This is a genomic window from Actinosynnema mirum DSM 43827 (assembly GCF_000023245.1).
GTDB classification, from domain to species: Bacteria; Actinomycetota; Actinomycetes; order Mycobacteriales; family Pseudonocardiaceae; genus Actinosynnema; species Actinosynnema mirum.
Genome location: NC_013093.1, coordinates 4,971,167 through 4,996,674, shown reverse-complemented (window position 1 = coordinate 4,996,674; position 25,508 = coordinate 4,971,167). Strand labels below are relative to the sequence as shown.

The 25,508-nt window shown below is 74.3% G+C and carries 20 protein-coding genes; 4 read left to right on the top strand and 16 right to left on the bottom strand.

The genetic code is table 11. The features are described 5' to 3' along the window. The first annotated feature begins 397 nt into the window (after positions 1–397). Positions 398–5,881 (top strand): ATP-binding protein, encoded by a 5,484-nt coding sequence (locus AMIR_RS21105; protein WP_015802980.1) that lies wholly within the window; start codon positions 398–400, stop codon positions 5,879–5,881. A 155-nt stretch (positions 5,882–6,036) separates the two neighbouring features. Here the strand turns inward: AMIR_RS21105 and AMIR_RS21100 are convergent, their stop codons facing one another. The 6 genes from AMIR_RS21100 to AMIR_RS21075 form a co-directional block, all read right to left on the bottom strand. After that, on the bottom strand, positions 6,037–6,738 hold the full coding sequence (locus tag AMIR_RS21100; protein WP_015802979.1) for a glycoside hydrolase family 11 protein: 702 nt from the start codon (positions 6,736–6,738) through the stop codon (positions 6,037–6,039). A gap of 191 nt (positions 6,739–6,929) precedes the next feature. Continuing rightward, complete coding sequence (locus tag AMIR_RS21095; protein WP_015802978.1) at positions 6,930–8,537, bottom strand: RecQ family ATP-dependent DNA helicase; 1,608 nt, start codon at positions 8,535–8,537, stop codon at positions 6,930–6,932. A gap of 207 nt (positions 8,538–8,744) precedes the next feature. After that, the gene (locus AMIR_RS21090) at positions 8,745–9,947 is read right to left on the bottom strand and encodes a cytochrome P450 family protein (protein WP_015802977.1); all 1,203 of its coding nucleotides are present in this window, start codon (positions 9,945–9,947) and stop codon (positions 8,745–8,747) included. Positions 9,948–10,086: 139 nt separating this feature from the next. Continuing rightward, on the bottom strand, positions 10,087–10,983 hold the full coding sequence (locus AMIR_RS21085; protein ID WP_015802976.1) for an SAM-dependent methyltransferase: 897 nt from the start codon (positions 10,981–10,983) through the stop codon (positions 10,087–10,089). 315 nt (positions 10,984–11,298) lie between these two features. After that, positions 11,299–11,730, bottom strand: a complete 432-nt coding sequence (locus tag AMIR_RS21080) for a PPOX class F420-dependent oxidoreductase (RefSeq protein ID WP_015802975.1) — start codon at positions 11,728–11,730, stop codon at positions 11,299–11,301. A gap of 31 nt (positions 11,731–11,761) precedes the next feature. Further along, positions 11,762–12,241 carry an FBP domain-containing protein gene (locus tag AMIR_RS21075; RefSeq protein WP_015802974.1) on the bottom strand — a complete coding sequence of 160 codons (480 nt, stop codon included), beginning with the start codon at positions 12,239–12,241 and terminating at the stop codon, positions 11,762–11,764. A gap of 72 nt (positions 12,242–12,313) precedes the next feature. Between AMIR_RS21075 and AMIR_RS21070 the strand changes: the two genes are divergently transcribed. Next, positions 12,314–12,880 carry a TetR/AcrR family transcriptional regulator gene (locus tag AMIR_RS21070; RefSeq protein ID WP_015802973.1) on the top strand — a complete coding sequence of 189 codons (567 nt, stop codon included), beginning with the start codon at positions 12,314–12,316 and terminating at the stop codon, positions 12,878–12,880. Between the two features lie 86 nt (positions 12,881–12,966). On the opposite strand, the gene AMIR_RS21065 is transcribed toward AMIR_RS21070, so the two are convergent. After that, positions 12,967–13,551, bottom strand: coding sequence for a hypothetical protein (locus AMIR_RS21065; protein WP_245554531.1), 585 nt, complete (start codon positions 13,549–13,551; stop codon positions 12,967–12,969). A gap of 166 nt (positions 13,552–13,717) precedes the next feature. Here AMIR_RS21065 and AMIR_RS21060 point away from each other — a divergent pair, with 166 nt between their 5' ends. Beyond that, complete coding sequence (locus AMIR_RS21060) at positions 13,718–14,512, top strand: MerR family transcriptional regulator (RefSeq protein ID WP_245554530.1); 795 nt, start codon at positions 13,718–13,720, stop codon at positions 14,510–14,512. A gap of 30 nt (positions 14,513–14,542) precedes the next feature. Here the strand turns inward: AMIR_RS21060 and AMIR_RS21055 are convergent, their stop codons facing one another. The 3 genes from AMIR_RS21055 to AMIR_RS21040 all read right to left on the bottom strand — a co-directional run bounded on the left by AMIR_RS21055 (position 14,543) and on the right by AMIR_RS21040 (position 19,297). After that, positions 14,543–16,153, bottom strand: a complete 1,611-nt coding sequence (locus tag AMIR_RS21055) for a SulP family inorganic anion transporter (protein WP_015802970.1) — start codon at positions 16,151–16,153, stop codon at positions 14,543–14,545. After that, positions 16,150–16,485, bottom strand: a complete 336-nt coding sequence (locus tag AMIR_RS21050; RefSeq protein WP_015802969.1) for an ArsR/SmtB family transcription factor — start codon at positions 16,483–16,485, stop codon at positions 16,150–16,152. The genes AMIR_RS21055 and AMIR_RS21050 overlap by 4 nt, the downstream gene beginning before the upstream one ends. Positions 16,486–17,398: 913 nt before the next feature. Beyond that, entirely contained in the window at positions 17,399–19,297 is a 1,899-nt protein-coding gene (locus tag AMIR_RS21040; RefSeq protein WP_015802967.1) for a glycoside hydrolase family 5 protein, read from the bottom strand. Positions 19,298–19,694: 397 nt separating this feature from the next. Between AMIR_RS21040 and AMIR_RS21035 the strand changes: the two genes are divergently transcribed. Beyond that, positions 19,695–20,456, top strand: coding sequence for a hypothetical protein (locus AMIR_RS21035; RefSeq protein ID WP_015802966.1), 762 nt, complete (start codon positions 19,695–19,697; stop codon positions 20,454–20,456). A gap of 111 nt (positions 20,457–20,567) precedes the next feature. Here AMIR_RS21035 and AMIR_RS21030 read toward each other — a convergent pair whose 3' ends face one another. From AMIR_RS21030 to AMIR_RS21005, 6 genes are all read right to left on the bottom strand, one after another. After that, positions 20,568–21,464 (bottom strand): hypothetical protein, encoded by an 897-nt coding sequence (locus AMIR_RS21030; protein WP_015802965.1) that lies wholly within the window; start codon positions 21,462–21,464, stop codon positions 20,568–20,570. Continuing rightward, positions 21,461–21,793: a type VII secretion target gene (locus AMIR_RS21025; RefSeq protein WP_015802964.1), complete on the bottom strand. Its 333-nt coding sequence runs from the start codon at positions 21,791–21,793 to the stop codon at positions 21,461–21,463. The genes AMIR_RS21030 and AMIR_RS21025 overlap by 4 nt, the downstream gene beginning before the upstream one ends. A gap of 6 nt (positions 21,794–21,799) precedes the next feature. Further along, positions 21,800–22,387 (bottom strand): YbaB/EbfC family nucleoid-associated protein, encoded by a 588-nt coding sequence (locus tag AMIR_RS35990; protein ID WP_187313429.1) that lies wholly within the window; start codon positions 22,385–22,387, stop codon positions 21,800–21,802. A gap of 457 nt (positions 22,388–22,844) precedes the next feature. After that, positions 22,845–23,477 (bottom strand): NAD(P)-dependent oxidoreductase, encoded by a 633-nt coding sequence (locus AMIR_RS21015; RefSeq protein ID WP_015802962.1) that lies wholly within the window; start codon positions 23,475–23,477, stop codon positions 22,845–22,847. Continuing rightward, on the bottom strand, positions 23,474–24,253 hold the full coding sequence (locus tag AMIR_RS21010; RefSeq protein ID WP_015802961.1) for an inositol monophosphatase family protein: 780 nt from the start codon (positions 24,251–24,253) through the stop codon (positions 23,474–23,476). Before AMIR_RS21010 ends, AMIR_RS21015 begins: the two co-directional genes overlap by 4 nt. Before the next feature lie 100 nt (positions 24,254–24,353). After that, positions 24,354–25,256 (bottom strand): LysR family transcriptional regulator, encoded by a 903-nt coding sequence (locus AMIR_RS21005; RefSeq protein ID WP_015802960.1) that lies wholly within the window; start codon positions 25,254–25,256, stop codon positions 24,354–24,356. Between the last annotated feature and the right edge of the window lie 252 nt (positions 25,257–25,508).

Here is a 25,508-nt window from a genome sequence, read left to right as displayed (position 1 = left end):
GATCGCGGCTGTCGGGGCACCCCCTGGGAGCACCCCGCCCGACTGCGCACCTCCGTAGCGCGACCACCCCGACCGCACCCCTCCCGCCGTGCAAAACCGACAATCCCCACCGCGGGTTCGGTAAACCTCAGGTAGCTCTGGGTGATCCCCTGGCGATCTTTCCCCTACGCCGCAACCGGCGGTTCTCCCCTCCGGAGGAACTTGTGTGGCCGTTGATCCGTGTGGTAACCGCTCAGCGGCCTTTGTCGACACCCTACAAACCGGCCGCCCCGCCACACCCCATCACGAACATGGTGCGCGGGTGGCCGAGCCGTCAGGGTTATGAATCAGGCTGCGGGCGGCGCTCCGGTACGCGGACGCCGCCTTTCGCGCGTGGGTAATCGGGAGGCTCAGCAAGGTGTTCACTCGTGTCGCCATCGTCAACCGCGGTGAGGCCGCCATGCGGCTCATCCACGCCGTCCGGGACCTGTCCGCGGAGACCGGGAGGCGCATCGAGACCGTCGCCCTCTACACCGACGCGGACCAGGGCTCGACGTTCGTCCGCGAGGCGGACCTCGCGTACTCCCTCGGTCCGGCCTCGGCCCGCCCCTACCTGGACCACGCGGTCCTGGAGCGCGCCCTGCTGGAGACCGGGGCCGACGCGGCCTGGGTCGGCTGGGGCTTCGTCGCCGAGGACCCGCTGTTCGCGGAGCTGTGCGACCGGATCGGCGTGACCTTCATCGGCCCGTCCGCCGAGGCCATGCGCAAGCTCGGCGACAAGATCGGCGCGAAGCTGATCGCCGAGGAGGTCGGCGTCCCGGTCGCGCCGTGGAGCAAGGGCGAGGTCGCCACCCTGGAGGACGCGCTCAGCGCGGGCGCCCGCATCGGCTACCCGCTGATGCTCAAGGCCACCGCCGGTGGCGGCGGGCGCGGCATCCGCATGGTCGCCTCCGCCGAGGACCTCACCGAGGCCTACGAGCGCACCAGCCAGGAGGCGCTGCGCGCCTTCGGCTCCGGCATCGTGTTCCTGGAGCGCCTGGTCACCGGGGCCCGGCACGTCGAGGTGCAGGTCATCGCGGACGGCCAGGGCACCGCCTGGGCCCTCGGCGTGCGGGACTGCTCCGTGCAGCGCCGCAACCAGAAGATCATCGAGGAGTCGGCGTCCCCGGTCCTCGATCCCGAGCAGACCGCCGAGCTCAAGGCCTCCGCCGAGCGCCTCGCGCTCGCCGTGGACTACCGGGGCGCGGGCACCGTCGAGTTCCTCTACCACCCCGGCGAGAAGCTGTTCGCGTTCCTGGAGGTCAACACCCGCCTCCAGGTCGAGCACCCGATCACCGAGATCACCACCGGCACCGACCTGGTCAAGCTCCAGCTGCACGTGGCGTCCGGCGGCAGGCTGGAGGGCCCGCAGCCGGTCGAGAGCGGCCACGCCGTGGAGGCCCGGCTCAACGCCGAGGACCCCGACCGCGACTTCGCCCCCTCGCCCGGCCGCATCACCCGCCTCGTGCTGCCCTCCGGCCCCGGCATCCGGGTGGACACCGGCGTCAGCGAGGGCGACAGCATCCCCGCCGACTTCGACTCGATGATCGCCAAGATCATCGCCTACGGTCGGGACCGCTCCGAGGCGCTCGGCCGCCTGCGCCGCGCCATGGCCGAGACCACCGTCGTCATCGAGGGCGGCGCCACCAACAAGAGCTTCGTGCTCGACCTGCTCGACCAGCCCGAGGTGATCGACGCCAGCGCCGACACCGGCTGGATCGACCGGGTCCGCGCCGAGGGCGGCCTGGTCGTGCACCGGCACTCCGGCGTCGCGCTCGCCACCGCCGCCATCGCCTCCTACCTGGAGGAGGAGGCGGTCAGCCGCCAGGGCCTGCTGGCCACCGCGTACGGCGGCCGTCCCCAGGTGCAGCACGAGACCGGCCGCCCGCTGAACCTGAAGCTGCGCGGCGCGAGCTACCAGGTCACCGTGGCCCGCGTCGGCCGCTCCCGCTTCCGCGTGGGCGTCTCCGGCGGCGGCGCCGTGCACACCGCCGACGTCGAGGGCGAGCGCTTCGACGACCACAGCGGCCAGGTCACCGTCAACGGCCGCCGCCACCGGCTCGTCGTCGCCACCCACGGCCCCGTGCACCTGGTCGAGGTCGACGGCGTCGCGCACCGCATCAGCCTGGACGAGGGCGGCGTCGTCCGCTCGCCCGCGCCCGCGCTGGTCGTGGCCACCCCGGTCGCCGTCGGCGACGAGGTGGACGCGGGCACGCCCGTGCTGGTGCTGGAGAGCATGAAGATGGAGACGGTGCTGCGCGCGCCGTTCCGCGCGCGCGTCCGGGAGCGCCCGGTGTCCGTGGGCAGCCAGGTCGCCACCGGCGCGCCGCTGATGCGCCTGGAGCCGCTGGCCGACGGCGCCACCGCCGAGGCCGAGACCGCCGCCGTCGAGGTGCCGGTCGACCTGCCCGCCGAGCCCGACGGCGTCGCCGCCGACGCCCGGTTGGGCCGCTGCCTGTCCGACCTGCGCAGCCTGCTGCTGGGCTTCGACGTCGACCCGCAGGACCGGGGCCGCGTCCTGTCCGGCTACCTGGCCTCGCGCGCCGAGCTGGGCGGCCGTCCCGTCGAGGGCGAGCTGGACCTGCTCACCGCGTTCGCCGACCTGTCCGAGCTCAGCCGCAACAAGCCGCGCGGCGAGCTGGAGGCCGAGCCGGGCAGCCCCGTGCACAGCCCGCGCGAGCACTTCCACGCCTACCTGCAGAGCCTGGACGTCGAGCGGGCAGGCCTGCCCGAGGACTTCACCGCGAAGCTGTCGCGGGTGCTCGCCCACTACGGCGTCACCGAGCTGGACCGCACCGCGCCCGGCCTGGAGTCGGCGGTCTTCCGGATCTTCCTGGCCCAGCAGGACCCGGCCGCGCACGCCGCGGTCATCTCCGAGCTGCTGCGCCAGTGGATCGAGTCCCCGCCGCCCGCCGAGCCGCTGCTCCAGCGCGCCGGTCTGGCCCTGGAGCACCTCGTCGAGGCCACCCAGGTCCGCTTCCCCGCGCTGTCGGACCTGGCGCGCGGCATCGTGTTCCGCTGGTTCGCCCAGCCGCTGCTGCGCCGCAACCGCGCCAAGGTGTTCGTGGAGGTCCGCGACTCGCTGCGCCACCTGGACCAGAACCCGGACGCGCCCGACCGCGCCGAGCGGATCAAGGCCATGGTCGCGGGCCCGCAGCCGCTGGTGCGCCTGGTCTCCGGCCGCGTCGGCCGCCCCGACCGGGACAGCGGGCCGCTGCTGGAGGTGCTGACCCGCCGCTACTACGGCAACCGCAGGCTCACCTCGGTCACCACCACCGACCTGTCCGGCTGCCGGTTCGTCACCGCCGACTACGACGGCGCCAACGGCGTGCGCCGGGTCGTGGCCACCGCCGTGGACATCGGCTCGCTGCCCGCCGCCGTCGACGCGGTCGGCCGCATCGCCGCCGCGGGCGAGGGCGGCCTCGCGGCCGACCTGTACCTGATCTGGGAGGGCCAGCCCGACATCGAGGGCATGGCCGTGCGGCTGGCCGAGGTCCTGTCGGCGCACCCGCTGCCCGAGTCGGTCCACCGGGTCACCACGACCGTCGCGGGCTCCACCGGCGCGGTCATGCACCACCACTTCACGTTCCGCCCCGAGGGCGGGAAGCTCGTGGAGGACCGGCTCATCCGAGGCCTGCACCCGCAGATCGCCCAGCGCCTGCAGCTGCACCGGCTGCGCGAGTTCGACCTGACCAGGCTGCCCTCGGTGGACGAGGAGATCTACCTGTTCAAGGCCACCGCGCGCAGCAACCCGGCCGACGAGCGGCTCATCGCCATGGGCCAGGTCCGCGACCTGACCCCGCTGCGCGAGTCCGACGGCAGGCTCGTCGCGCTGCCCGCCGTGGAGGAGGCCATCACGGCCTGCCTCGACTCGATCCGCAACATCCAGGCGAAGCGCCCGCAGAACAAGCGCTTCGACACCAACCGGATCATGATGTACGTCTGGCCGTCCACCGAGCTGACCCCGGACGAGCTGAACACGCTGGTCGAGCGCATCCTGCCGACCGCGGTCGGCGCGGGCCTGGAGGAGGTCCAGTTCCTGGCCCGCCAGCGCACCTCGTCCGGCGACCTGGCCGAGGTGGCGGTGCGGATCGCGCTCGACCCCGGCCACGGCGCCACGCTGCACGTGGGCGAGCCGTCGAACGAGCCGGTGCTGCCGCTGGACGACTACGGCCAGAAGGTCGTGCGGGCGGCCAGGCGCGGCAACACCTACCCGTACGAGCTGGTGGGGATGCTCACCGGGACCGAGGGGAAGTTCGTCGAGCACGACCTGGACGAGCACCGCGCGCTCGTGCCCGTCGACCGGCCCAGGGGCCGCAACACCGCCGCGCTCGTCGCGGGCGTGATCAGCACCCCGACCGACCGGCACCCCGAGGGCGTCACCCGCGTGATCCTGCTCGGCGACCCGACCAAGGCGCTCGGCGCCCTGTCGGAGCCCGAGTGCGCGCGGATCATCGCCGCGATCGACCTCGCGGACCGGATGGACGTGCCGCTGGAGTGGTTCGCGCTCTCGGCGGGCGCCCGGATCTCGATGACCTCCGGCACCGAGAACATGGACTGGGTCGCGGCGGCGCTCAAGCGCATCGTCGAGTTCACCCAGGACGGCGGCGAGATCAACATCGTGGTCGCGGGCATCACCGTCGGCGCCCAGCCGTACTGGAACGCCGAGGCCACGATGCTCATGCACACCAAGGGCATCCTGGTCATGACGCCCGACTCGGCCATGGTGCTCACCGGCAAGCAGTCGCTGGACTTCTCCGGCGGCGTCTCGGCCGAGGACAACTTCGGCATCGGCGGCTACGACCGCGTCATGGGACCCAACGGGCAGGCGCAGTACTGGGCGCCGAACCTGGCGGGCGCGCGCGACGTGCTGATGTCGCACTACGACCACTCGTACGTCGTGCCCGGCGAGACCGGCCCGCGCCGCGCGCCGACCGCCGACCCGGCCGAGCGCGACGTGTCCGGCTTCCCGCACGCCGTGGCGGGCAGCGACTTCGCCACCGTGGGCCAGATCTTCTCGGCCGAGCACAACCCGGACCGCAAGAAGCCGTTCGACATCCGCACCGTCATGCGCGCCGTCACCGACCAGGACCACCCGGTGCTGGAGCGCTGGGCGGGCATGGCCGACGCGGACACCTCGGCGGTGCAGGACGCCCGCATCGGCGGCTGGCCGGTGTGCCTGATCGGCATCGAGTCCCGCTCGGTGCCCCGTCGCGGCTTCCCGCCCACCGACGGCCCGGACACCTACACGGCGGGCACGCTGTTCCCGCGCTCGTCCAAGAAGACCGCGCGGGCCATCAACGCCGCGTCGGGCAACCGGCCGCTGGTGGTGCTGGCGAACCTGTCCGGGTTCGACGGCTCGCCGGAGTCGATGCGCAAGCTCCAGCTGGAGTACGGCGCGGAGATCGGCCGGGCCGTGGTGAACTTCCAGGGCCCCATCGTGTTCTGCGTGATCTCGCGCTACCACGGCGGCGCGTTCGTGGTGTTCTCCAAGGCGCTCAACCCGAACATGACGGTGCTGGCGCTGGAGGGCTCGTTCGCCTCCGTGCTCGGCGGCGCGCCCGCGGCGGCCGTGGTGTTCTCCGGCGAGGTCAACAACCGCACCGCCACCGACCCGCGCGTCACCGAGCTGCAGGCGCTCGTCGCGGCGGCCACGGGCGCGGAGCGGGCCTCGCTGAACACCCGGCTGGCCGAGGTGCAGTCGTCCGTGCGGGCCGAGAAGCTCGGCGAGGTCGCGGCCGAGTTCGACCGGGTGCACAGCATCCAGCGCGCGGTCGAGGTCGGCTCGGTGGACGAGATCATCAGCGTGGCGCAGCTGCGCCCGAGGATCATCGAGGCGATCGACCACGCGCTGAAGGGGTGAGCTGATCCCCCTGCGCCGGAAGGGTTTCCGGCGCTGGGGGAGCCCAAGCGCGCAGACGGCGCGGACCGCGACTGACGTCGTGGTCCGCGCCGTTCCACGTCCGGCGGGAGGAGCGCTCCCGTGCCCTGCCGCCGCCGCGGTCCCTGGGGGATGGATCAGGAGACGGTGATGTTCGAGTTGCCGCTGCTCTGGTAGCCCTCGGTCGCCATGATCATGTAGTACCTGAAGTCGCCCAGGCGCAGCCCGTACCGGCTCCAGGCGTCGAAGTGGTTGCCCGTGGTGATGGAGCCGCCGACCCGCTTGGCCTGCCGGGTGCTCCAGAACTGCGGGAACGTCTTGTTGTTGCCCTCCACCGACGGCGCGTTGTAGCGCATCGTCTGGTAGACGTCGTACGTGCCGCCGTCGCTGCTCACGGTGCCCTTGAACGTGCCCGTGGGGCGGTAGTTGCCCCAGCTCTCGACGATGTAGTACTCGACCAGCGGGTTGGACGTCCAGCCGTACAGGCACAGGTAGCCGTTGCCCGAGGGGTTGAAGCTGCCCGAGTAGTTCACCGTCCGGCGGCTGCCGTTGCTCCAGCCCTTGCCCGCCACGAAGTTCCCGGTGTTGCGCCACGACGTGCTGTAGTTCCCGCCGCCGCCGAGCGTCATCGAGACCGTGTTCTGCGAGTCGGTCCAGAACGAGAAGTAGTACCCGTTGTGGGTGCCCGTCTGGTTGGTGGTGATGGTCTGGGCGTGGGCGACGCCGGGGAGCACGAGCCCGGAGGCCGCCCCCAGCACGGTCGCGCCCGCTCCGCCCAGGAACAGCCTGCGGCCGATCCGGTGCTGCCCGCCCGCCGCTGCGTCGGCTGCTTCTGCCATGTCCGCCTTCTCCTCCTCGTTGAGGGATCACCCGGCACGAGGCTCGGGCGGCGGTGCCGGGCCGGATGCGCCACTCCAGTGTTTTGCGCACCCGGTCCGGTGTCAACGCTTTGCGAAACTGTTGCGCGGCAACGGGGTGCGCAACAGTTTCGCGGCGGTGTCGGCAGTGTCGCGGTCGACCGCGCCCCCGCTCAGGCGGCGGGCAGCCGGTCCAGCAGCGAGTTGGCCTTGACCACCTGCAGCGACAGCGTCTTGTAGCCGACCTCGTGGAACAGCACGGTGATCTGCTCGCCCTCGGTGCGCACCACGGTGCCCTCGCCCCACTTCGGGTGCGTCACCTTGCTCTCCGGCGGGAACTCGTCGTCCTCGGCCACCGGCGCCCTGGTGTCGACGCCGCCGTCGCAGATGTCGCAGTTGCCGCAGGCGAAGCCGAGCGACTGGCCGAAGTAGCCCAGCAGGTTCTGCCTGCGGCAGCCCCTGGTCTCGGCGTAGGCGCGCAGCACCTCCACCCGCGACAGCTCCAGCCTGCGCAGCCGCGCGGCCTCCTCCACCGCCTCCTCGGCGGCCTCCTTCGGCAGCTTCTCCGCCGTGAGGCCGTCCTCGTCGACGGTGAGCGCGCCGACCGCGCTGAGCAGCGCGACGTGCGCGGCGATCTTGCGGCGGGACATCTCCAGCGCGTCGGCGGCCTCGTCGGCGCTCACGCCCGGCTTGCCGTGCACGTGCGCCATCAGCGTGGCCAGCTCCGCGCGGTCCGGGCGGCGGGCCTTGAAGAACCGCTGCAGCCCCAGGTCCTTGGGGCTGAAGAACAGCGCCGCGTGCGCGGGCTCGCCGTCGCGACCGGCCCGGCCGATCTCCTGGTAGTAGGCGTCGAGCGAGCCGGGGGCGGCGGCGTGCGCGACGAACCGCACGTCCTTCTTGTCGATGCCCATGCCGAACGCGGAGGTCGCCACGACCACGTCCACCTCGCCCGCCATGAACGCGTCCTGCACCCGCACCCGCTCGGAGGCGCGCATCCCGGCGTGGAACGGCTCGCCGCCCAGCGCCTCCGCGTACGCCTCGGCGTCCTTGCGGGTGGCCACGTAGACCAGGCCGGGGCCCTCCGCGTCGCGCACCCACGACAGCAGCGCGCGGCGCCGGTCGTCGTCGTCCGCGAACTCGCGGACCTCCAGCTTCAGGTTGGGCCGGTCGAAGCCGCTCACCTGCACCAGCGGGTCGCGCATCCCCAGCTGCGCCACCACGTCGTCGCGCACCGCGGAGCCCGCCGTCGCGGTCAGCGCCAGCACCGGCGGGCGGCCGAGCGACTCCACGACCTGGCCGAGCCGCAGGTAGTCGGGGCGGAAGTCGTGGCCCCACGCGGAGACGCAGTGCGCCTCGTCCACCACGAACAGCGCGGGCCTGCCGAGCTTCTCGACCACCTCGGGCTTGGCCAGCTGCTCGGGCGACAGGAACAGGTAGCGCGCCTGCCCGCGCTCGACCGCCTCCCACGCCTCGCGGTTGTCCGCTTCGGACTGGGCGGCGTTGACCGCGTACGCCGGGGGAGCGCCGACCTCGCGCAGCCGGGCGACCTGGTCGCGCTGGAGCGCCACCAGCGGCGAGACCACCACGATGAGCCCGTCGAGCAGCAGGCCGGGCACCTGGTAGATGCCGGACTTGCCCTGGCCGGTGGGCATGACGACGAACACGTCGCGCCCGCGCAGCACCTCGCGGATGGCGGTGACCTGCTCGTCCCGCAGCCGGTCCCAGCCGAAAGCGCGCTTGGCGGTCCGGTTCACCTCGCGCCGCTGCCCACCCTTGACCATGCGGGTGAACCTGCGCCTCCACCCCTGAAACCGTGTGCTGCTCATGCGGGCCACTTTCCCAGTACGAGGGGGCGGGAAACCGCGTTCCGGGTCACAAGGTGGGTCAGCGGTGGTCGCGGGTGGTCGGTGGGGGCGGCGTTTTCCCTTGTGGGGCAAGGGGGGAGCGCCCTGGCGGCGTCGGCGGGTCCCGCGCTGCGCGGGCGAAAGTCAGGGGTTGAGCAGCACGGGCAGCGAACGCCAGCCGGTGACCGTCTGGGAGCGCCTGCGCACCAGGTCGTCCGGGCTGCCGGAGCGGCGGAAGTCCGGGAACCTATCCAGCAGCCCGCGCAGCGCCACCTCGGCCTCCAGGCGGGCCAGCGGCGCGCCGACGCAGAAGTGGACGCCGTGGCCGAACGCGAGGTTCCCGCCGTCGGCCCGGTCGAGCCGGAACTCGTCGGGGTCGGGGAAGCGGGCCGCGTCGCGGTTGCCCGAGGGCAGGCTCACCAGGACGATCTCGTCGGCGGGGATGACCGTGCCGCCGACCTCGACGTCCTCGGTGGTGAACCGGGCGGTGGTCATCGCGACCGGGCTGGTCAGCCGCAGCAGCTCGTCCACGGCGCGGCGGGTGAGGTCGGGGCGCTCCACGAGCAGCCCGCGCACGGGTTCCTCGCGCAGCAGCAGGTCCGCGCTGGAGCTGATCAGCCCCGCGGTGGTCTCGTGCCCGGCGACCACCAGGACGAGGCAGGTGCCCAGCAGCTCGGCCTCGGTGAGCCGGTCCCCGTCGTCGGCGGCCCTGGTCAGGGCGGACAGCAGGTCGTCGCCGGGGGAGGCGCGCCGGTCGGCGATCAGCCCCCGCAGGTAGGCGGGCATCTCCTCGGACGCCCGCAGCGCGTCGGCCTGGCCGAACTCGCCCATCAGCTCCTGGGACCAGCGGCGCATCGACGGCCGGGCGTCCTCGGGCACGCCGAGCAGCTCGCAGATCACCGTCATCGGCAGCGGCAGCGCGAACCGCTCCACCAGGTCGACCTCGGTGGTGGTGGGCAGCGCGTCCAGCAGCTCGGCGGTGAGCGCCTCCACCCTGGGGCGCAGCCGCTCCACGCGCCGGGCGGTGAAGTCCTTGGCCAGCAGGCGGCGCAGCCGGGTGTGGTCGGGCGGGTCCATGACCAGCAGGTTGTCCCGGAACAGCGCGGACAGCCTCGGGTCCCGCCCGGCCTCGACCAGCTTGCCGCTCATGATCTCGCCGAGCCGCCGGAAGTCCTTGGCCACCCGCTCGTCGCCGAGCACGGCGCGGGCGCACGCGTGGTCCACGACGACCCACACCGGCAACCCGGTCGGCAGCGCGGAGCGGTGCACCGGCCCCTGCTCGCGCAGGGCGCGCAGGGTCGGGTGGGGGTCGTGGAGGTACGCGGGGCCGAACAGCGGCGCGATCACCTCCCCGATGGTGGCCCAGCGCGGCGGGCGTGTCAGCGGTTTCCCGGCGCATTGCGCCGATCGGGGGTGCGCGCACGGCCGCTCGGTGCCGCGCGCTCGGCCGGTGCCGCGCTCACACCCACCCGCCCCGCCGTCGCGCTCACACCCACCCGCCCCGCTTCTCCGCGAAGATCCACCGGTTGTCCTCCAACGGGTCGTCCGGTTCGGGGGTGGGTCCCCTGCCGTGCTCGCGGGTGAACTCGAACGGCGCCCTGGAGGTCGCCGTCCAGCCGCGCGCCGCGAGGTCGGTCGCGCTGTCGGGCCTGGGGTCGGGGTTGAACAGGGACAGCAGGTCCACGCCGATCCGCTTGCGCGCCACCGTGTACAGCGGCCCGGTGCGCACCGGCGCGCCGTCCGCCGGGAACGTCTTGAACTCGAACGCCAGGCCGCTCCCCGGCGCGGACAGCCGGTCCAGCTCCCGCACCAGCCGCCGCTCCGCCGCGCGCGACAGGAACATGAAGATCCCCTCCGCCAGCCACGCCGTCGGCGCCGCCGGGTCGAACCCGGCCTCCACCAGCCTCGGCGTCCACGTCCCGCGCAGGTCGGCGGCCACCGGCGCCCGCGCGGCCCCGCCGCTCGCGCCCAGCCCGTCCAGCACCCGCTGCTTGAACGCCAGCACGTGCTCGTGGTCGACCTCGAAGACCGTGCACCCGCTCGGCCAGTCCAGCCGCAGCGCCCGCGTGTCGAGCCCGGCGCCCAGCAGCACGAACTGCCGCGTCCCGGCGCGCGCGACCCGCGTCAGGTGGTCGTCGAACACCCGCGTGCGCAGCCCGAAGTAGCGGGCGAGCCTGCCCCACAGCGGGTCGGCGTCGCCGTCCGCCACGTCCTCGATGCGCAGCGGCCAGCCCTCGGTGTCCGGTAACGCCCGCACGAAGTGCTCCGCGTACCCGTCGACGGCGAGCGCGTCGTCCCGGTTGCTCTCGATCGCCCGAGCCGCCGCGACCATCAGCGCGGTGCGGCTCACCCCGGCCGCGACCCGTTCCTCCGCAGTGGTCATCGCGTCCCCTCCCCGCGAAGCCGTGCCCCGCCGCTTCGCCCCCGGATCGCCGCCCAACGCCGTCGTGGGGCGGTCGGGGGCGAAACTACGCTACGGCGCTGGCGGTTCCGGGGGCGTCGGCTGAGGGGGTGACGCGCGTGTTGCGCAGAGTCGTTCCAGGGGGCGCGCCGCTGACCGGTGAGGGCGCGCCTGAACGTGTCAGCGGTGCGCACCGGAGTGCGCCCGCCCCACCACCCGGCCCCGGTGCTTGCGTCGAACGGATGAATCAGCGCCGAGCGGCGACTTTCCCGCTGCCCGCCGCGCGCCGGGCCGCGCTCACCCGGCGCTCTCCCCGTACACCCGGCTGACCCGCAGGCTGATCAGCACCCGCCGCTCGGAGACCATCGCCGCCCGGTACTCGTCCCAGTCCGGGTGCTCCCCGGCGGCCCGCCGGTAGTAGTCGACCAACGCGTCCACCTCGGGCCCGCGCGGGTCGGAGCCGGGCCCGGTCAGCTCGACGGTCCCCTCGGCCGTGGCCCAGCTCAGCCCGTCGCCGCTGGTGACCTCCAGGGCGGCGCGCGGGTCACGCCCCAGGTTCCTGGCCTTGGCCCGACCGGCGGTGGTGGAGACGAGGACGACCTCGGCCTCGCGGTCGTAGTAGGGCTGCACGGGGGAGAGCTGGGGCGCCCCGTCGGCCTTGAGCGTCGCCAGGATCCCCAGCGAGCTGTGCGCGAGCAGGTCCTTCGGGTCGAACCCGGTGGTGGTCATACCCGCATGATCCCGCTGCGCGCCCACCCCGTCACCCGGTGACCCTGGCGACGAACGCGCTCAGGTTCACCACGATCCGCCTGCTCCGCTCCTCCACCCCCAGCGTCTCCCGGTTCGGCTCACCCGAGTCCCGCTTGCCGCGCACGTACAGCGAGCACGCCAGGTCGCCGCACAGGTAGGTCCCGACCGAGTCCCCCTGCTTGCCCGCCTTCCCGGCCTTCGGCGCCACGACCAGCGACACCCCGCCGCTGTGCGTGGTCACGCAGATCGAGCACATGCTCCGCCCACGGGCCACCGGCGCGGGCGCCCGCAGGGCCAGCCCGGTCAGCTTCCCGTCCAGCTCCGCGACCAGGTAGGCCCGCTCGGGCGCCTTCGGGTCGTGCCAGCCCAGGTAGTCCAGGTCCTCCCAGGGCTGCTGAGCCAGGTCGCGGGGCACGGTCAGCCGCTTGGCCTCGCCCTTGCTGCAGTTCACGAACGCGCCCCGGATCTCCTGCTCGGTCAACGGCCTCATGGTGGGGTACGGTAGGTTGCCTAAAGCTTTTAGGCAAATGACTAACACCTTTCGGAAGGACGGTGGTGTCGGGTGGCGCGCGCCGGGTTGACCGCCGAACGCCTGGTCGAGGCCGGGGCGGAGCTGGCGGACGAGATCGGCTTCGACCGGCTGACCGCCTCCGAGGTCGCCCGCAGGGTCGGGGTCAAGGTGGCGAGCCTGTACTCGCACGTCGCCGGGTTCGACGACCTGCGCGCCCGGATCTCCGCCTTCGCGCTCGCGGAACTGGCCGACCTGGGCGCGGCAGCCCTGGCGGGCCGCTCCGGTCGCGACGCGCTCGCCGCGCTGGGCGGCGCGTACCGCGACTACGCCCGCCGCTGCCCCGGCCGGTACGCGGCCACGCGCAGCCGCGTCGCCCCGGAGGCCGTCGAGACCGGCCGCAGGCACTCCGACCTGGCGCGCGCGGTGCTCCGGGGCTACGACCTGCCGGAGGCGGAGCAGGTCCACGCGGTGCGGTTCATGGGCAGCGTGTTCCACGGGTACGCCGAGCTGGAGCTGGCGGGGAGCTTCGAGCACAGCGAACCGGACAGCGGGACGAGCTGGCGGCGCGCCCTGGACGCGCTGGACGCGACCCTGCGCGCCTGGCCGGCGCCCCGGTAGCGCGAGCGCCCCCCAGACCCGCCTCGACCAAGAACTGCTGACAGGCGGTGCGGGCCGGGCCCCATCCCGGCCCGCACCGACCCCACCTACCCGACCGAGTCCAGCAGCCAGTGGTGCCGCAACCGCAGCGCCCGCTCCGTGCTCGCCGCCGCCGTCACCAGCCCGAGCGCGACGTTCCCCCACCACGGCAGCTCCACCGGCGAGGTGAACGTCCCGAACCGCTCCGCCACCGGCGGCACCCGCGTCGCGGCCTCCAGCAGCTGCGGCACCATCAGCAGCACCGGCACGACCAGCAGCGCCACCACCCCGATCCCGATCCACCGGCTCGCCACCGGGTGCTCGCGCCCGAACCGGGCCCGCCGCCCCTCTCCCGAGTCCGGGTCCGGCACGAGCCGGCGCTCCCCGCCCCCGTCCGGCAGGTGGTGGCACCGCTTCAACCCGAACGCCGACGCCTGCACCTCGACCACCCCGCCCGGCACCGGGAAGACGGCGGGCACCGGGGACTCGGCGTGGTGCGCCCCGTTCCGGTACAGGTGCGCGACCGGCCGCCCGTCCTCGGTGGTGAGCTGCTTCCAGTGCAGCACCTCCACCGTCCACACCGCGCCGTCCCCCGGCTCCAGGGACAGCAGCGACCGGGACAGGGTCTGCCACCGGCGAAAGGGCTTGAGCACTCGTCCGTGACCGGGCCTGACCCGCTTCAACGCGTTCCGCCGCCGCAGTTCCGCGAACACCTTCGGCCTCCCTCGTGGGTTCCGTCCGCCTCCCAGTGGAAACCCTGCCCTCGGGGCAGGGTCAAACCCTTGACCCTGCCCCCTGGGCACGGTGTCCACTGGAGCGGTGACGGAGGGCAGGCGCATGACGTGGAGCACCCGGCAGCTCGCGGAACTGGCCGGGACCACCGTGAAGGCCGTCCGGCACTACCACGCGACCGGCCTGCTGGACCTCCCCGAGCGGGCGGCCAACGGCTACAAGCAGTACAAGATCCCCCACCTGGTCCGGCTGCTCCAGATCAAGCGCCTGAGCGACCTCGGCGTCCCGCTGGCGCAGATCGCGGTGATGGGGAAGGCGGACGAGGAGTCCGAGGAGGCCATCCGCGCGCTGGACGCGGAGCTGGCGGCGTCCGTCGAGCGGATCAACCGCGTCCGGGCGGAGCTGGCGCTGGCCCTGCGCCACCGCGCGCCCGCGCACGTCCCGCCCGCGCTGGCCCCGTTCTCCCGGCAGCTGACCGAGTCGAAGCGGTCCATGCTCACCGTCCTGGCCTCGGTGTTCGACAAGCAGGCGATCGAGGGCTTCGGCACGCTGGACGCGAACCCGGACCCGGCGGAGGTCGACTTCGACGCGCTGCCGCCGGACGCGGACGAGGCGGCGATCGAGGAGATCGCCCGGCGGCTCGTCCCGGTGGCCCGCAAGACCCAGGAGGACCACCCGTGGACCAAGGACCCCACGGCCGGGTCGCCGCTGGACCCCGAGCTGACGCAGAGCGCGATCGCGGAGGTGGTCCTGCAGATGTACCACCCGGCGCAGCTGGCCGCGCTGCGGCGGTTGCGCGAGCTGATGGTGGAGCAGGGCCTGGTGCGGGACGGGCCGGAAACCCCGCCGGACAGCGGGAAGCCCCGCGAAGCCGACCGGTGAGACCGGCGTCGCGGGGCGTGGTCCGAGCGCTCAGGTGGGCAGCAGACCCTGCCTGCCCAACAACTCCCGCGCGTGCGCGATCGCCTCGGGCGTGCTGTCGAACACCGGGGCCCCCACCGTGTCCAGCGCCCGCCGGTGCTCCTCCCGCACCCCCGACACCAGCACGGTCACCCCACGCCCCTCCAACCTGCGCACCGCGTCCCGCAGCACCGCGACGCCGGTCGTGTCGACGCCGGACAGGTGCGACATCCGCAGCACCACCACCGCCATCGGGGACACCTCGCTCAGCTCCAGCAGGAACCGGTGCGCGGCGTGGAACAGCAGCGGGCCGTCCAGCCGGTAGGCCACGATGTGCTGCGCCAGCAGCGCCCGCTCCTCCTCGCCGTGGTCGCCGGGCTCCAGCGGCACCTCGCTGAGCCGGGCGCTGCGGGACACCGCGCGCAGCGCGAACACCCCGGCCAGCAGCAGGCCCACGATCACCGCCGTGACCAGGTCCAGCGCCAGCGTCGCCACGGCGGTCAGGGCGAGCACGACGGCGTCCGGACGGCTGGCTCGCGCCATCGCCCGCACCGCGCCGACCTCGACCATGCGCACCGCCGTGGCCAGCAGCACGCCCGCGAGCACCGCGAGCGGCACCTGCGACACCAGCGGGGCCGCGACGAACACGATCAGCAGCAGCACCGCGGCGTGGGTCAGCGCGGCCAGCCGGGACGTCGCCCCGGAGCGCGCGTTCACCGCGGTGCGGGCGATCGCCGCCGTCGCGGGCACCCCGCCGAACATCGGCGCGACCAGGTTCGCCACGCCCTGCCCGAACAGCTCGCGGTCCGGGTCGTGCCGCTGGTTCACGCTCATCCCGTCGGCCACCGCCGCCGACAGCAGGCTCTCCAGCGCGGCCAGCGCCGCGACCGCCACCGCCGAGGGCAGCAGCGCCCACAGCGCGCCGGGGTCGAGGAAGCCGAGCGAGGGCGCGGGCAGCGTCGACGGCAGCGCGCCGATCCGCGCCACGTCCAGCCCCGCCCAGTTCGCCACGAGCGTGGCGAGCACCAGCGCGGGCAGCGAGAACGGCGCCGCCTGCCGCCAGCGCGCGCCCAGCAGCATCACCGCCGCGACCCCGAGCGCCAGTCCGACGGCCGCCCAGTTCGGCGCGGCCACGAACTCCAGCACGGCCGCGCCCGCCGCCAGCGCCACGTTCTCCACGTCCGGCGCCGGGACGCCCAGCGCGGCGGGCACCTGCTGGAGCGCGATCACCGCCGCGATGCCGATCGTGAACCCCTCCACGACCGGCGCGGGCACGAACTTCATGTACCGGCCGGCGCGCAGCACCGCGAGCGCCATCAGCAGCACGCCCGCCATCAGCCCCACGGCCAGCACCCCGTCGGCCCCGTGCGCGGCCACGATCGGCACCAGCACGACGGTCATGGCCCCGGTCGGCCCGGAGACCTGGAGGCTGGAGCCCCCGAACACGGCGGCCAGCGCCCCGGCGACCACCGCGGTCACCAGCCCGGCCGTCGCCCCGAGCCCGGACGCCACGCCGAAGCCCAGCGCGAGCGGCAGCGCCACCACGGCCACCGTCACCCCGGCGAGCAGGTCCCGCCGGGTCGCGCCCGCCCAATCTGCCTTGGCGGGCAAGAACGTCGTCACTCTTCTCCCTCTTCCCTGAGCAGTGCCAGCAGTTCGTCCTTGTTGGTGATCAGCCCGGCGAGCACCCGGCGCGCGGCGCGCAGCAGCTCGGCGACGTCGGGACTGGTGAGCTCGTAGACGACGGTCGTGCCGTCCCGGTTGGCGGCCACGATCCCGGACCGGCGCAGCACGGCGAGCTGCGCGGACAGGCTGGACGCCTCGCCGCCGACGTCGGCCAGGAGGTCGCGGACGGGGAGGGGGCCGTCCTGGAGCAGTTCGAGGACCCGGATGCGGACCGGGTGGCCGAGCATTCGGAAGAACTCGGCCTTGGCCTGGTGCAGGGGCATGGTCACGGGGGAGCTCCGGGTGGTTCAAGAGTTGCGGATTTCTTCAACTGTACAAGATTGCAGTTAGTGAAGTTTGAGGGTTTGCAGGTCACGGGGTGTTCACTCGAAAGTGGCCACCGCGCGCACGCCCCGGCGCGGGACGATCGGGCGCACGGGCGCACGGGCGCACGGGAGCGGGTGGAGGGGCGCGGTGGACGGGTGGCACGTGCGGGGCGCGGCGATGGGGATCGAGGTCCGGGCGGGCACGGTGGTCGTCTCGGTCCGGCGGCACGACGAGGAGCACGTGCTCGACAGCATCGGCAGCCCCAGGGTGAGCCACCGGGGCAAGGCCTGGATCGAGATCGTCGACGGCCGGCTCGGCGAGGTGGGGATGACCGCGAGCAACGTGCGCTCGATCGGGCTGTGCGTCCAGGAGGCGGCCGACCCGCTCCGGGGGCGCGCGTGGGAGGAGGCGCTGGCGGAGCGCTTTCCCCACGTGCCGGTCGTGCGCGGCGACGCGGACGGGTTCGCCGCCTACGGCGAGCACGTGCACGGCGCGGGCGGGGGCGCCGGGGTGCTGCTGTCCGCCCACCTCTCGACCGGGTTCGGCGCGGGGCTGGTCGTCGGCGGCGCGCTCTTCCGCTCCGGGGCCCTTGAGGCGCTGGGGAGTGGGCCGCTCAGCCATCCACGGCTGGTCGAACGGGTCCACGAGCGCTACCGGGGTCTGCGGGTGGACCTGCCCGCGAGACCGGTGGACGTGGTCCGACAGGCCGCGGAGCACGACCCGGCGTGCGCCCAGGTGCTGCACGGGATCGGCCGGGCCCTCGGCGCGGAGCTGGCGCGCGGGCGCGCGCGGCGCGCTGGCGTTCGCCGCCGCCTGAACCGGAAAAGCGCCCACCGGACCGCGGTCCGGTGGGCGCTCGTGGTCACACTCGATCGATCACCGGGGCGCGGAAGCCCGGCAGTGCAGCGCGTCCGGCCCCTTGTCCGAGAAGATCCGCCCCGTCCAGGCGATCCCCGCCACGTGCTCGTTCTCCGCGCACTGCCCCTTGTGCTTCCCCGGCGAGAACTCCCCGCCCGGATTCCCGGCCGGCCTGCTGTCGCCGCGGTCGAACCACACCGTCCGACCCGCCCCGCCCAGCGCCGTCCCCGACCGGGCGCACAGGGCCGCCGAGAACGCGCCGCCGCGCACCGAGTAGCCGGCGACGTAGTGGTCCGCCGGGCACTGCACCTTCGTGTACCCGCTCGCCCAGTCCTGCGTCACGTTCTCCTCCCCGCGCACCACCACGAACCCGCCCGGCGCGCCCGAGACCCCGGTGCACAGCGCCCGCGCGCCCGCCTCCGCCAGCCCGATCAGCCGCTGCCCGTCCGCGCACGCGCCCTTGCGCGCCCCCGAGTCCCAGTCGCCCAACCCGCGCGCCGCCCGCGACGCCGCCAGGTCCGCGTGCTCCAGGCTCAGCATCGACCACCGCGCCCCGACCGGCACCACGCCGGTCCGCCCGGACGACCCGACCAGCCGCCGCCACGCAGCGCCGCGCCAGTCCGCGTCCACCGACGTCCGCCGCCCGTCCCGGTCCAGGTTCAGCAGCGACCAGTTGTTGCCCGACTCGCCGTTGCCCACCACCGGCCAGTACGCGAAGTCCGCGTCCGCCTCCACCAGCAGGTCCACGAACCGCTCGAACCAGTCCCGCGTGTTCGCCGCGCTGTCCCGGCCCACCCCGAACTCGCTGATCCACACCGGCGCGGTGAAGTGCTGCCCGGTCTCGGCCGACACGTACAGCGCCTGCCGCCGCACCACGTCCTTGAGCTCCTGCGGCGACAGGTCCTGGTACCTCGGGTCGGTCGTCTCGCCGATCCCGGTGGCCCCGGAGTGGTTCGGCCCGGTGTAGCCGTAGAAGTGCGCCGAGTACACCAGCTTGTCCGACTCCACCAGCGCGTGCGACAGCGTCCGCACCGGCTCCAGCGTCGGCCTGCCGTGCGGGAACCCGTCGACCGGCAGCCCGGTCCAGTTGATCCCCTCCACGATCACCAGCAGGTCCGGGTTGGCCTCGGTCAGGATGCGGTTCGCCACCTGCTGGCTCGCGCGGTGCCAGTCGTGGTCGTTGCCCCAGCCCCAGTTCGGGTCGTCGGTGATGGTGCGCCGGACCTCGTTGTACAGGTCCGCGCCCACCACCCGCTTGTTCGACGCGTACCGCCGCGCCATGAACAGCCAGTCCTCCTGCCACTGCGCCTCGGTGCGCGCGGTGTTCCACCGCTCGTTCCCGTCGACGCCGCAGCACCACCGGGACGTCCCGGTGTGGTTGTTCAGGATCACCGCGAACCCGCGCGCGGTCAGCCGCTCCACCACCCGGTCGTACACGCCGAGCGGGGTCAGGCCGCGCAGCTGCGGGTTCGCGGGCAGGTCGGGCACGGGGGCGGTGTCGCGCACCATCTCGTTGGAGAACGGCAGGCGCACGCTGTTGAGCCCCAGCTCGGCGAAGCCGTCGATGACGCTCTCCAGCGGCGCCCGGTCCAGGCCGAGCGGCGTCTGGTGGGCGATCTCCCCGGCGTGGTGGTTCGCCGGGTCGGACTTGGAACCGGAGCCCGTCCACGTGCCGCTGGCGCCGTGCCAGTTGCCGGACTTGAGCTTGAACCGGTTGCCGTCGGCGTCCACGACGTGCCGGCCCCGCGTGCTCAGCGGGGCCTTCCAGTCGGCGGGCGCGACGGCGGCGGGGGAGGGGACTGCGGGGGAGAGGGCTGCGGGGAGGGGGTCGGCGGGGGCTGCGGCGGCGGCGGGCAGGGCGCCCGTGAAGGTCGACGCGGTCAGCAGGGCGATGAGTGCGATAGGTCCAGACCTCACGGTCGGACCGTAGCGCCGCGTGATCGGTCGTGGACAGGGCGCGGCCGGGATTGGTCCGGACAAGAACGGCTCGTCACCTCCCGGACGGCTGAGGCCCACCTCACACCCCACAAACGGTACTGGCCGGTCGGGCGATCAGATTGGGCCACGAGTGGCGCGTCCGGCCGACGTGAATGACTGACAGGTGCTTTTTGGTAGCGGGATTGGTCCGTTAGGGGTTCAACCCTCCCCTGCTGAGAAGGGCTCAGGCATACTCCCTTCGGGTGATCGAGGTCCCCCGATCGCGTCGTCGCGATGCGAGTTCGACGCAGCTTGGGGAACGTCGGCCCCAGTGCACCGCACACCGGGCGCACCGCCCAACCGGCTCCAGCGAACCAACCGAGAAAAGGGACGCCCAGTGGCCCTCCACGAGCAGACCGCGGACACCGCTGTCTACGAAGCCGCCCTCCAGCGCCGGGGGGTCGACCCCACCAGGATGCACGAGCTGAAGGCGATCGCCCTGTCCACCCCGGAGGGCGCCCAGCGGCTCAAGACCGCGCTCAGCGTCCAGGCCGCGGGCGCCGAGGTGCTGGTGGCGCGGAGCCGCAAGCTGCTCTTCGACCTGAGCGTGCCGGTGCAGGTGGGCGTCTCGATCTGCAACACCACCGACAGCGTCATCACCTGCCGCATCGGCGGGCGCGCGGTCGTGGAGACCACCACGAGCTTCCACATCCCCAGCTGGGGCGAGAAGACCTTCTACGACGTCCTGGCCTCCGCCACCGCCGCCGCGTACGGGCAGGCGTGGCGCAAGGAGGAGGTGTTCGAGGACTACGTGGACGTGCCCGTCGAGCCGGGCCGCGCGTGCTGGCTGGAGCGCGAGACGGTCATGCGCACCAGCATCGGCGCGGACTTCATCGTGGCCACCCCGCCGCTGCGCCCGTTCCGCCTGGTCGGCGACTACACCGGCCCCGGCACGGCGGGCGGGCACACCGACCGGGTGACCGTGCGCACCCGCGTGCTCGACCAGGCCATGCAGGCCGCCATCCGCGAGGCCGCCGCCGTGGGCACCCCCGGCGTGCGCGGCCTTCCGGACGGCGCCATCGAGCTGTTCGAGGGCCTGGCGACCCTGCTCGACGGCGAGCCGCCGACGACCCTGGGCGTGCTGGACAACCGGCGCTGACCGGGACCGGCCCGCGCCGACCACCGGCGCGGGCCTCCGGGAGACGGCCCCGGACGAACCCGAGGCCGGGCGCCGCGGGGACGACCTGCGGCGCCCGGCCTCGGGCGTGCGTCAGTTGTCGCGGGTGGCGTAGGTCTGGTCGTCCATGTTCGACCCGTACACCGCCGCGTTCTTCGGCACCTGCACCACCACGTTCTCCGCGATCGTGGTCGCCGCCGCCGCGGGGACCTTCTTCGGCATGGACTTGGCCAGCGCCGCGCTGACCTTGTCCAGCACCTTCAGGAACTGGTCCACCAGCTTGGACAGCTTCCGGATGGTCGAGACGATCCGGTCCACCCACTCGCGGATCTTGTTGGCCCACTTCACCACGAGCCGGATGCCGTCCGCGACGATCGCGGGCGTGGCCAGCCCGATCGTGATCGCCGCCGCCGCGGCGGCCCGGATCAGCCACTGCACCAGCTCGCTCATGCCCATCGCGATCAGGTCCCGCACCGTCGTGCGCACCACCGCGACCGCCGCGGCGGCGCCGGTCAGCGCCGCCCCGACCCCGCTCGCCGCGAGCGACGCGCCCTGGATGGCGTCGGCCTGGAGCATCGCCACCGGCCGGTAGGCGCTCACCGCGGGGCCGGTCCACGGCTGGGTGTCGGCCGCCACGACCCGCCGCATCTCCTCCGCCGCCTTGGCCAGGTGGTCGGAGACGTTGCCCCAGGTGCCCGCGTTCTGGTTGACCACGCCGGGGTCGCCCGCCAGCGCGTCGAGCATCTCCTTGAGCGGGGAGGTGTGCTCGATGAACCAGGCGAACGCCGAGGACAGCAGCGCGCCGAACGGGTCCGCGACGAACCCGAGCGCGTCGATCCCGGCCGCGCCCGCGTTGATCCCGGCCTCCAGCCAGTCGCCGCGCTGCACGGCGAGCACCGCGTCGGCGGCCGGTTCCAGGACCGCCGCGCCGGTGATGCCGTCGAAGCCGTCGTCCGACGCGGGCGCGGCGACGAGCGGGTTGTCGTTCATCGGATCCCGTCCAGTGCCTTCTCGATGGTTTCCACGCCCTTGATCACCGCGGCCTCGACCGCGTCGTAGGTGTCCGCCATGCCCACGATGCCCTCCGCGGTGGCGTTCACGACGGTGCGCGCGGTGCTGATCGCCGTGTGCCCCATGGCCTCCACCGAGCCCATCAGCGGCAGCAGCAGCGGGCTGCACAGGATGCCGTAGGCGGTGGTGCCGCTGATCGTGGCCTGCGTCGCCGCGTCCTTGGCCACGTCGATCTGGTCGACCACGCCCTCCAACCTGCCCGCGTGCTCCCGCATCTCGCCGGTGTGCACGCCGAACCCGTCACCCACCGCAGATCACCAGCCCTTCCGGTCGCTCGCCCAGTCGCGGTTGCCGAAGTCCTCGTCGTCGTCCGGCCGCGCGGCGCGGCGGGGGGCCGCACCGGGCGCCGGGCCCGCGCCCTGCGGGGGCGCGGGCGGTCCGGGCGGGGGGAACGCCCCCGGAGCCGGGGGTGGCGGTGGGGGCGGCGGCGGACCGGGGTGGGGCGGCGGCTGCTGACCCGCGGGCGGCTCGGGCGGTGGCTCGGGGAACTTCTCCTTGAGCCCGCCGACGATCGCCTCGGTGGCGGTGGAGTCGCCGCCCAGGATCGGGGCGACCGCCTCCTGCATCCGCGCGGCGAGCTGCGCCTGCGCGGCGCGCATGGTGGACATGATCTCCGCCGACAGCTCGGGGGCGCGCTTGCGCAGCGCCGCCTCGCCCAGGTCGAGCGCGGTGACGTTGCCGCCGCTGTCGACGGTCACGGTCACCGCGCCGTCGGGGGAGCGCCTGGTCACGCTCAGCTCGCGCGCCACCTGCGTGAGCTGGTCAGCCTGCCGGAGGCTGTTCTGGATCTGCTGGTCCCAGCCGCGCATCAGCGCCTCGGGATCACCAGTGGCCGGATTCAAGCGCCAACCCCACCCTTCTCGTGGTTCTTCCTGCCGGTTCGCGGCCCCGGTCGGCCGGGGTGGACCGGCCTGCGGGGGTCCGCTCGACCGCGTCCGGGCCGAGCACGCCCAGCACCGCCCGCGCCGACGGTCCCGTCGACGCCGCGCCGGCCGGTGCGAGCTCGCGCCCCACGTCGTGGACCCTTCCCCCTCGTCCGCCCTGCCAGGCGTTCGACGCGGAGTGTCGCCCATCCGGTTCCGCCGTTCGTCCGTTTTGCGCACGGGAGTCCCCGAAGGGGTGGGGAGTGGTGGGACGCGTCGCCCAGCGTGTGAAGATCACCTGAAGATCGGCGCGGAACACGTGCGCTCGGCACGGGCACGTGCTTGTGGGGCCGGCGGCGGGTCGGGGCAGCCTTGTCGGGCCGGGGCCGGGGCCCGAACCGGGGCCGGGGGCCGGGCGGGCCGGAGTGGGGCGGGGTCAGCCTGCCGCGATCGCGATCGCTCCGGCGTGCCGGGGGTGCTCGGCCTCGGTCAGCAGCAGCGCGGCCAGCGTCGAGCGCCGCACCGGGCGCGGCAGGCGGCGGGCGCCGAGGGGGAGCAGGCGGGCGCCCGCGGGGGTGGTCACGTCCAGGGTGGTCCAGTCGACGGCAGGGCCGGTCAGCGGGCCCGCGTGGACGACCGTGCCGCCCGCCGCCAGGACCAGCGCGTCGGCCGCCACCTTGTCGGCCACCTCCTCCGCGCCCAGCGCCAGGCGCAGCAGCGCCGCGGTCGCGGCGTTCGCGGACGGGCCGGTGCCGTGCGCGCCCAGCCACACCAGGCGCGGCGGGGTCGCCGCCACCAGGGACGCCGCGCCCGCCGCCAGCACGCCGGGGCGGGACCCCGGCGGGTTGCCCAGCGCCGACACGGCCGCGTCGCACCCGGCCAGCGCCTCCGCGACCGCGTCCCGGTCCCGCACGTCCACCGCCACCACCCGCAGCGCCCCGTGCTCGGGCAGCCCGCGCGGGTCGCGGCTGAGCGCGGTCACCGAGTGGCCGCGCCGCAGGGCGTGCGCCACCACGTGCCCGCCGACGCCCCCGGTCGCGCCGAGCACGACCAGCCGCAGGCCGCTCACAGCGCGCCCAGCACGGCCACGGCCTGCGCGTGCACGCCCGGCGCGGCGGCCAGGAAGTCGCCGCTCGCGGCGGTCCACGGCGCGCCCCGCAGGTCGCTGACCACCCCGCCCGCCTCGGCCACCAGCAGCGCCCCCGGCAGCAGCCCCGACCGGACCGCGCCGTGCTGCCAGAACACGTCCGAGCGCCCGTCGGCCACGTGCAGCAGCCGCAGCGTCGGCGGCACGCTCACCCCGAGCACCCCGGACGCGGCCATCATCGCGGTCGCCGACCGGCCGATCAGCCGCCACGTCCCCTCGGTCTCCCTGGGGCTGGCCTGCCCGGTGCCGACGAGCGCGCCGCGCAGCTCCGCCTTCACCGACGCGCGCAGCCGCTCCCCGTTCCGCAGCGCCCCGCCGCCCGCCGTGGCGGTGTAGGTCAGGCCGGCCAGGGGCAGGTGCACGGCGGTGAGCACGGGCAGGTCGTCCTCCACGAGGGTCGCGGTGACGCCCCACTCGGGCAGGCCGTGCACGTGGTTGATCGCCCCCTCCACCGGGTCGACCACCCACCACCGGCCCGGAGGCAACCCGCCCTCGGCGAGCTCGTCCTCCACCCACCCGGCGTCGGGCGCGGCGGCTGCGAGCCTCGGCCGCAGCTGCGCGAGCGAGACCTCGTCGGCGGCGGCGATCGCGGCCTCGACGGCCGCCCGGTCGACCAGGTCGTGGCTCGTGCGGTACTGCCGCGCCAGCGCCGCGCCCGCGGCGTGGACGGCGTCGACGGTGGCATTGAGCGTGCTCATCTTGTTGTCCTCCCACGGTTTCCCGGCGCTCCGCCGGTGCCGGGACCAACGCTAGGAAGACTCGATCATTAATTCAAATGCATCTTTTTCAACTCACTGTTTACTCCGGCGCAATCGTCTTCCGCAGCTCGACCAGGCACAGCTCCCGCAGCCAGCGGTGGGCCGGGTCGCCGTCGTGGCGGCGGTGCCAGGTGAGGTGCAGCGCGATCTCCAGCGCGTCCAGCGGGAGCGGCCGGTGCGCCAGGCCGTGCTCGCGCGCGAGCGGCCCCGCCACCGAGGACGGCAGGGTCGCCACCAGCCCGCACCGCCGCGCCAGCCGCAGCGCGGCGACCCCGGTGGGCACGGCCGCGACCACCGAGCGGGTCAGCCCCAGCTCGGCGAGCAGCCCGTCGACCCGGTCGGCGAGCGCGCCGCGCCGCGAGACGACCACGTGCCCGGCGGCGGCGTAGCGCTCGGCGGTCAGCTCGCCCCGCGCCAGCTCGTGGTCCTCGCGCAGCACCACCGAGGGCAGGTCCCGCCGCACCACCTCGTGGTGCACGTCGGGCGAGGGCGCAGGGCCCGCGCTGGTGCCCAGGTCGACGCCCTCCAGCGCCTCGCGACCGTCCGAATCGGACTCGCCGAGGAACCGGAGCCGGACCCCCGGCGCGCGCTCCCGCACGGCGGCCAGCACCTCCGGCCCGACCAGCTCGGTGACGGCGTCGTGCCACCGCAGGCAGAACACCCGGTCCAGCTCCGCCGGGACGACCTCGCGCCGGGGCGAGAGCACCGCCTCGGCCTCCCTGACCAGCCGCCGCACCTCGCCGCGCACCGCGACGGCGTACTCGGTGGGCACCATGCCCCGCCCGCTGCGCACCAGGATCTCGTCCCCGGTGGCCCGCCGGATCCTCGTCAGCGCCCGGCTCACGGCGGGCGCGGTGAGGTGCAGCCGCCGGGCCGCGCCGGTGACGCCGCCTTCTTCCAGGAGGGCTTCCAGGGCGCGCAGGAGGTTCAGGTCGAGGAGCACGGGGCGACTGTACGGAAACCCCCGTCCGGCGGGACCGGGCAAGATCACCCGCCCGCCGGGCCGGTCGTGGCGCGCCCGGTGGTGGTCCTGTCGGGGCGCGGTCCGCGGTTCGGCGGAAAAGCCCTGCTCGGCGTCGGAAATGCGCTCCGCCCGCTTCCCCGGACCGTCCGGACGCGGCCGGGTGGTCCGCCCGCCCGGCGCGGGCGCGCACCGCGGTCGCGCTCCTGCGGGTGATGATCCCGGCGCGGCGGA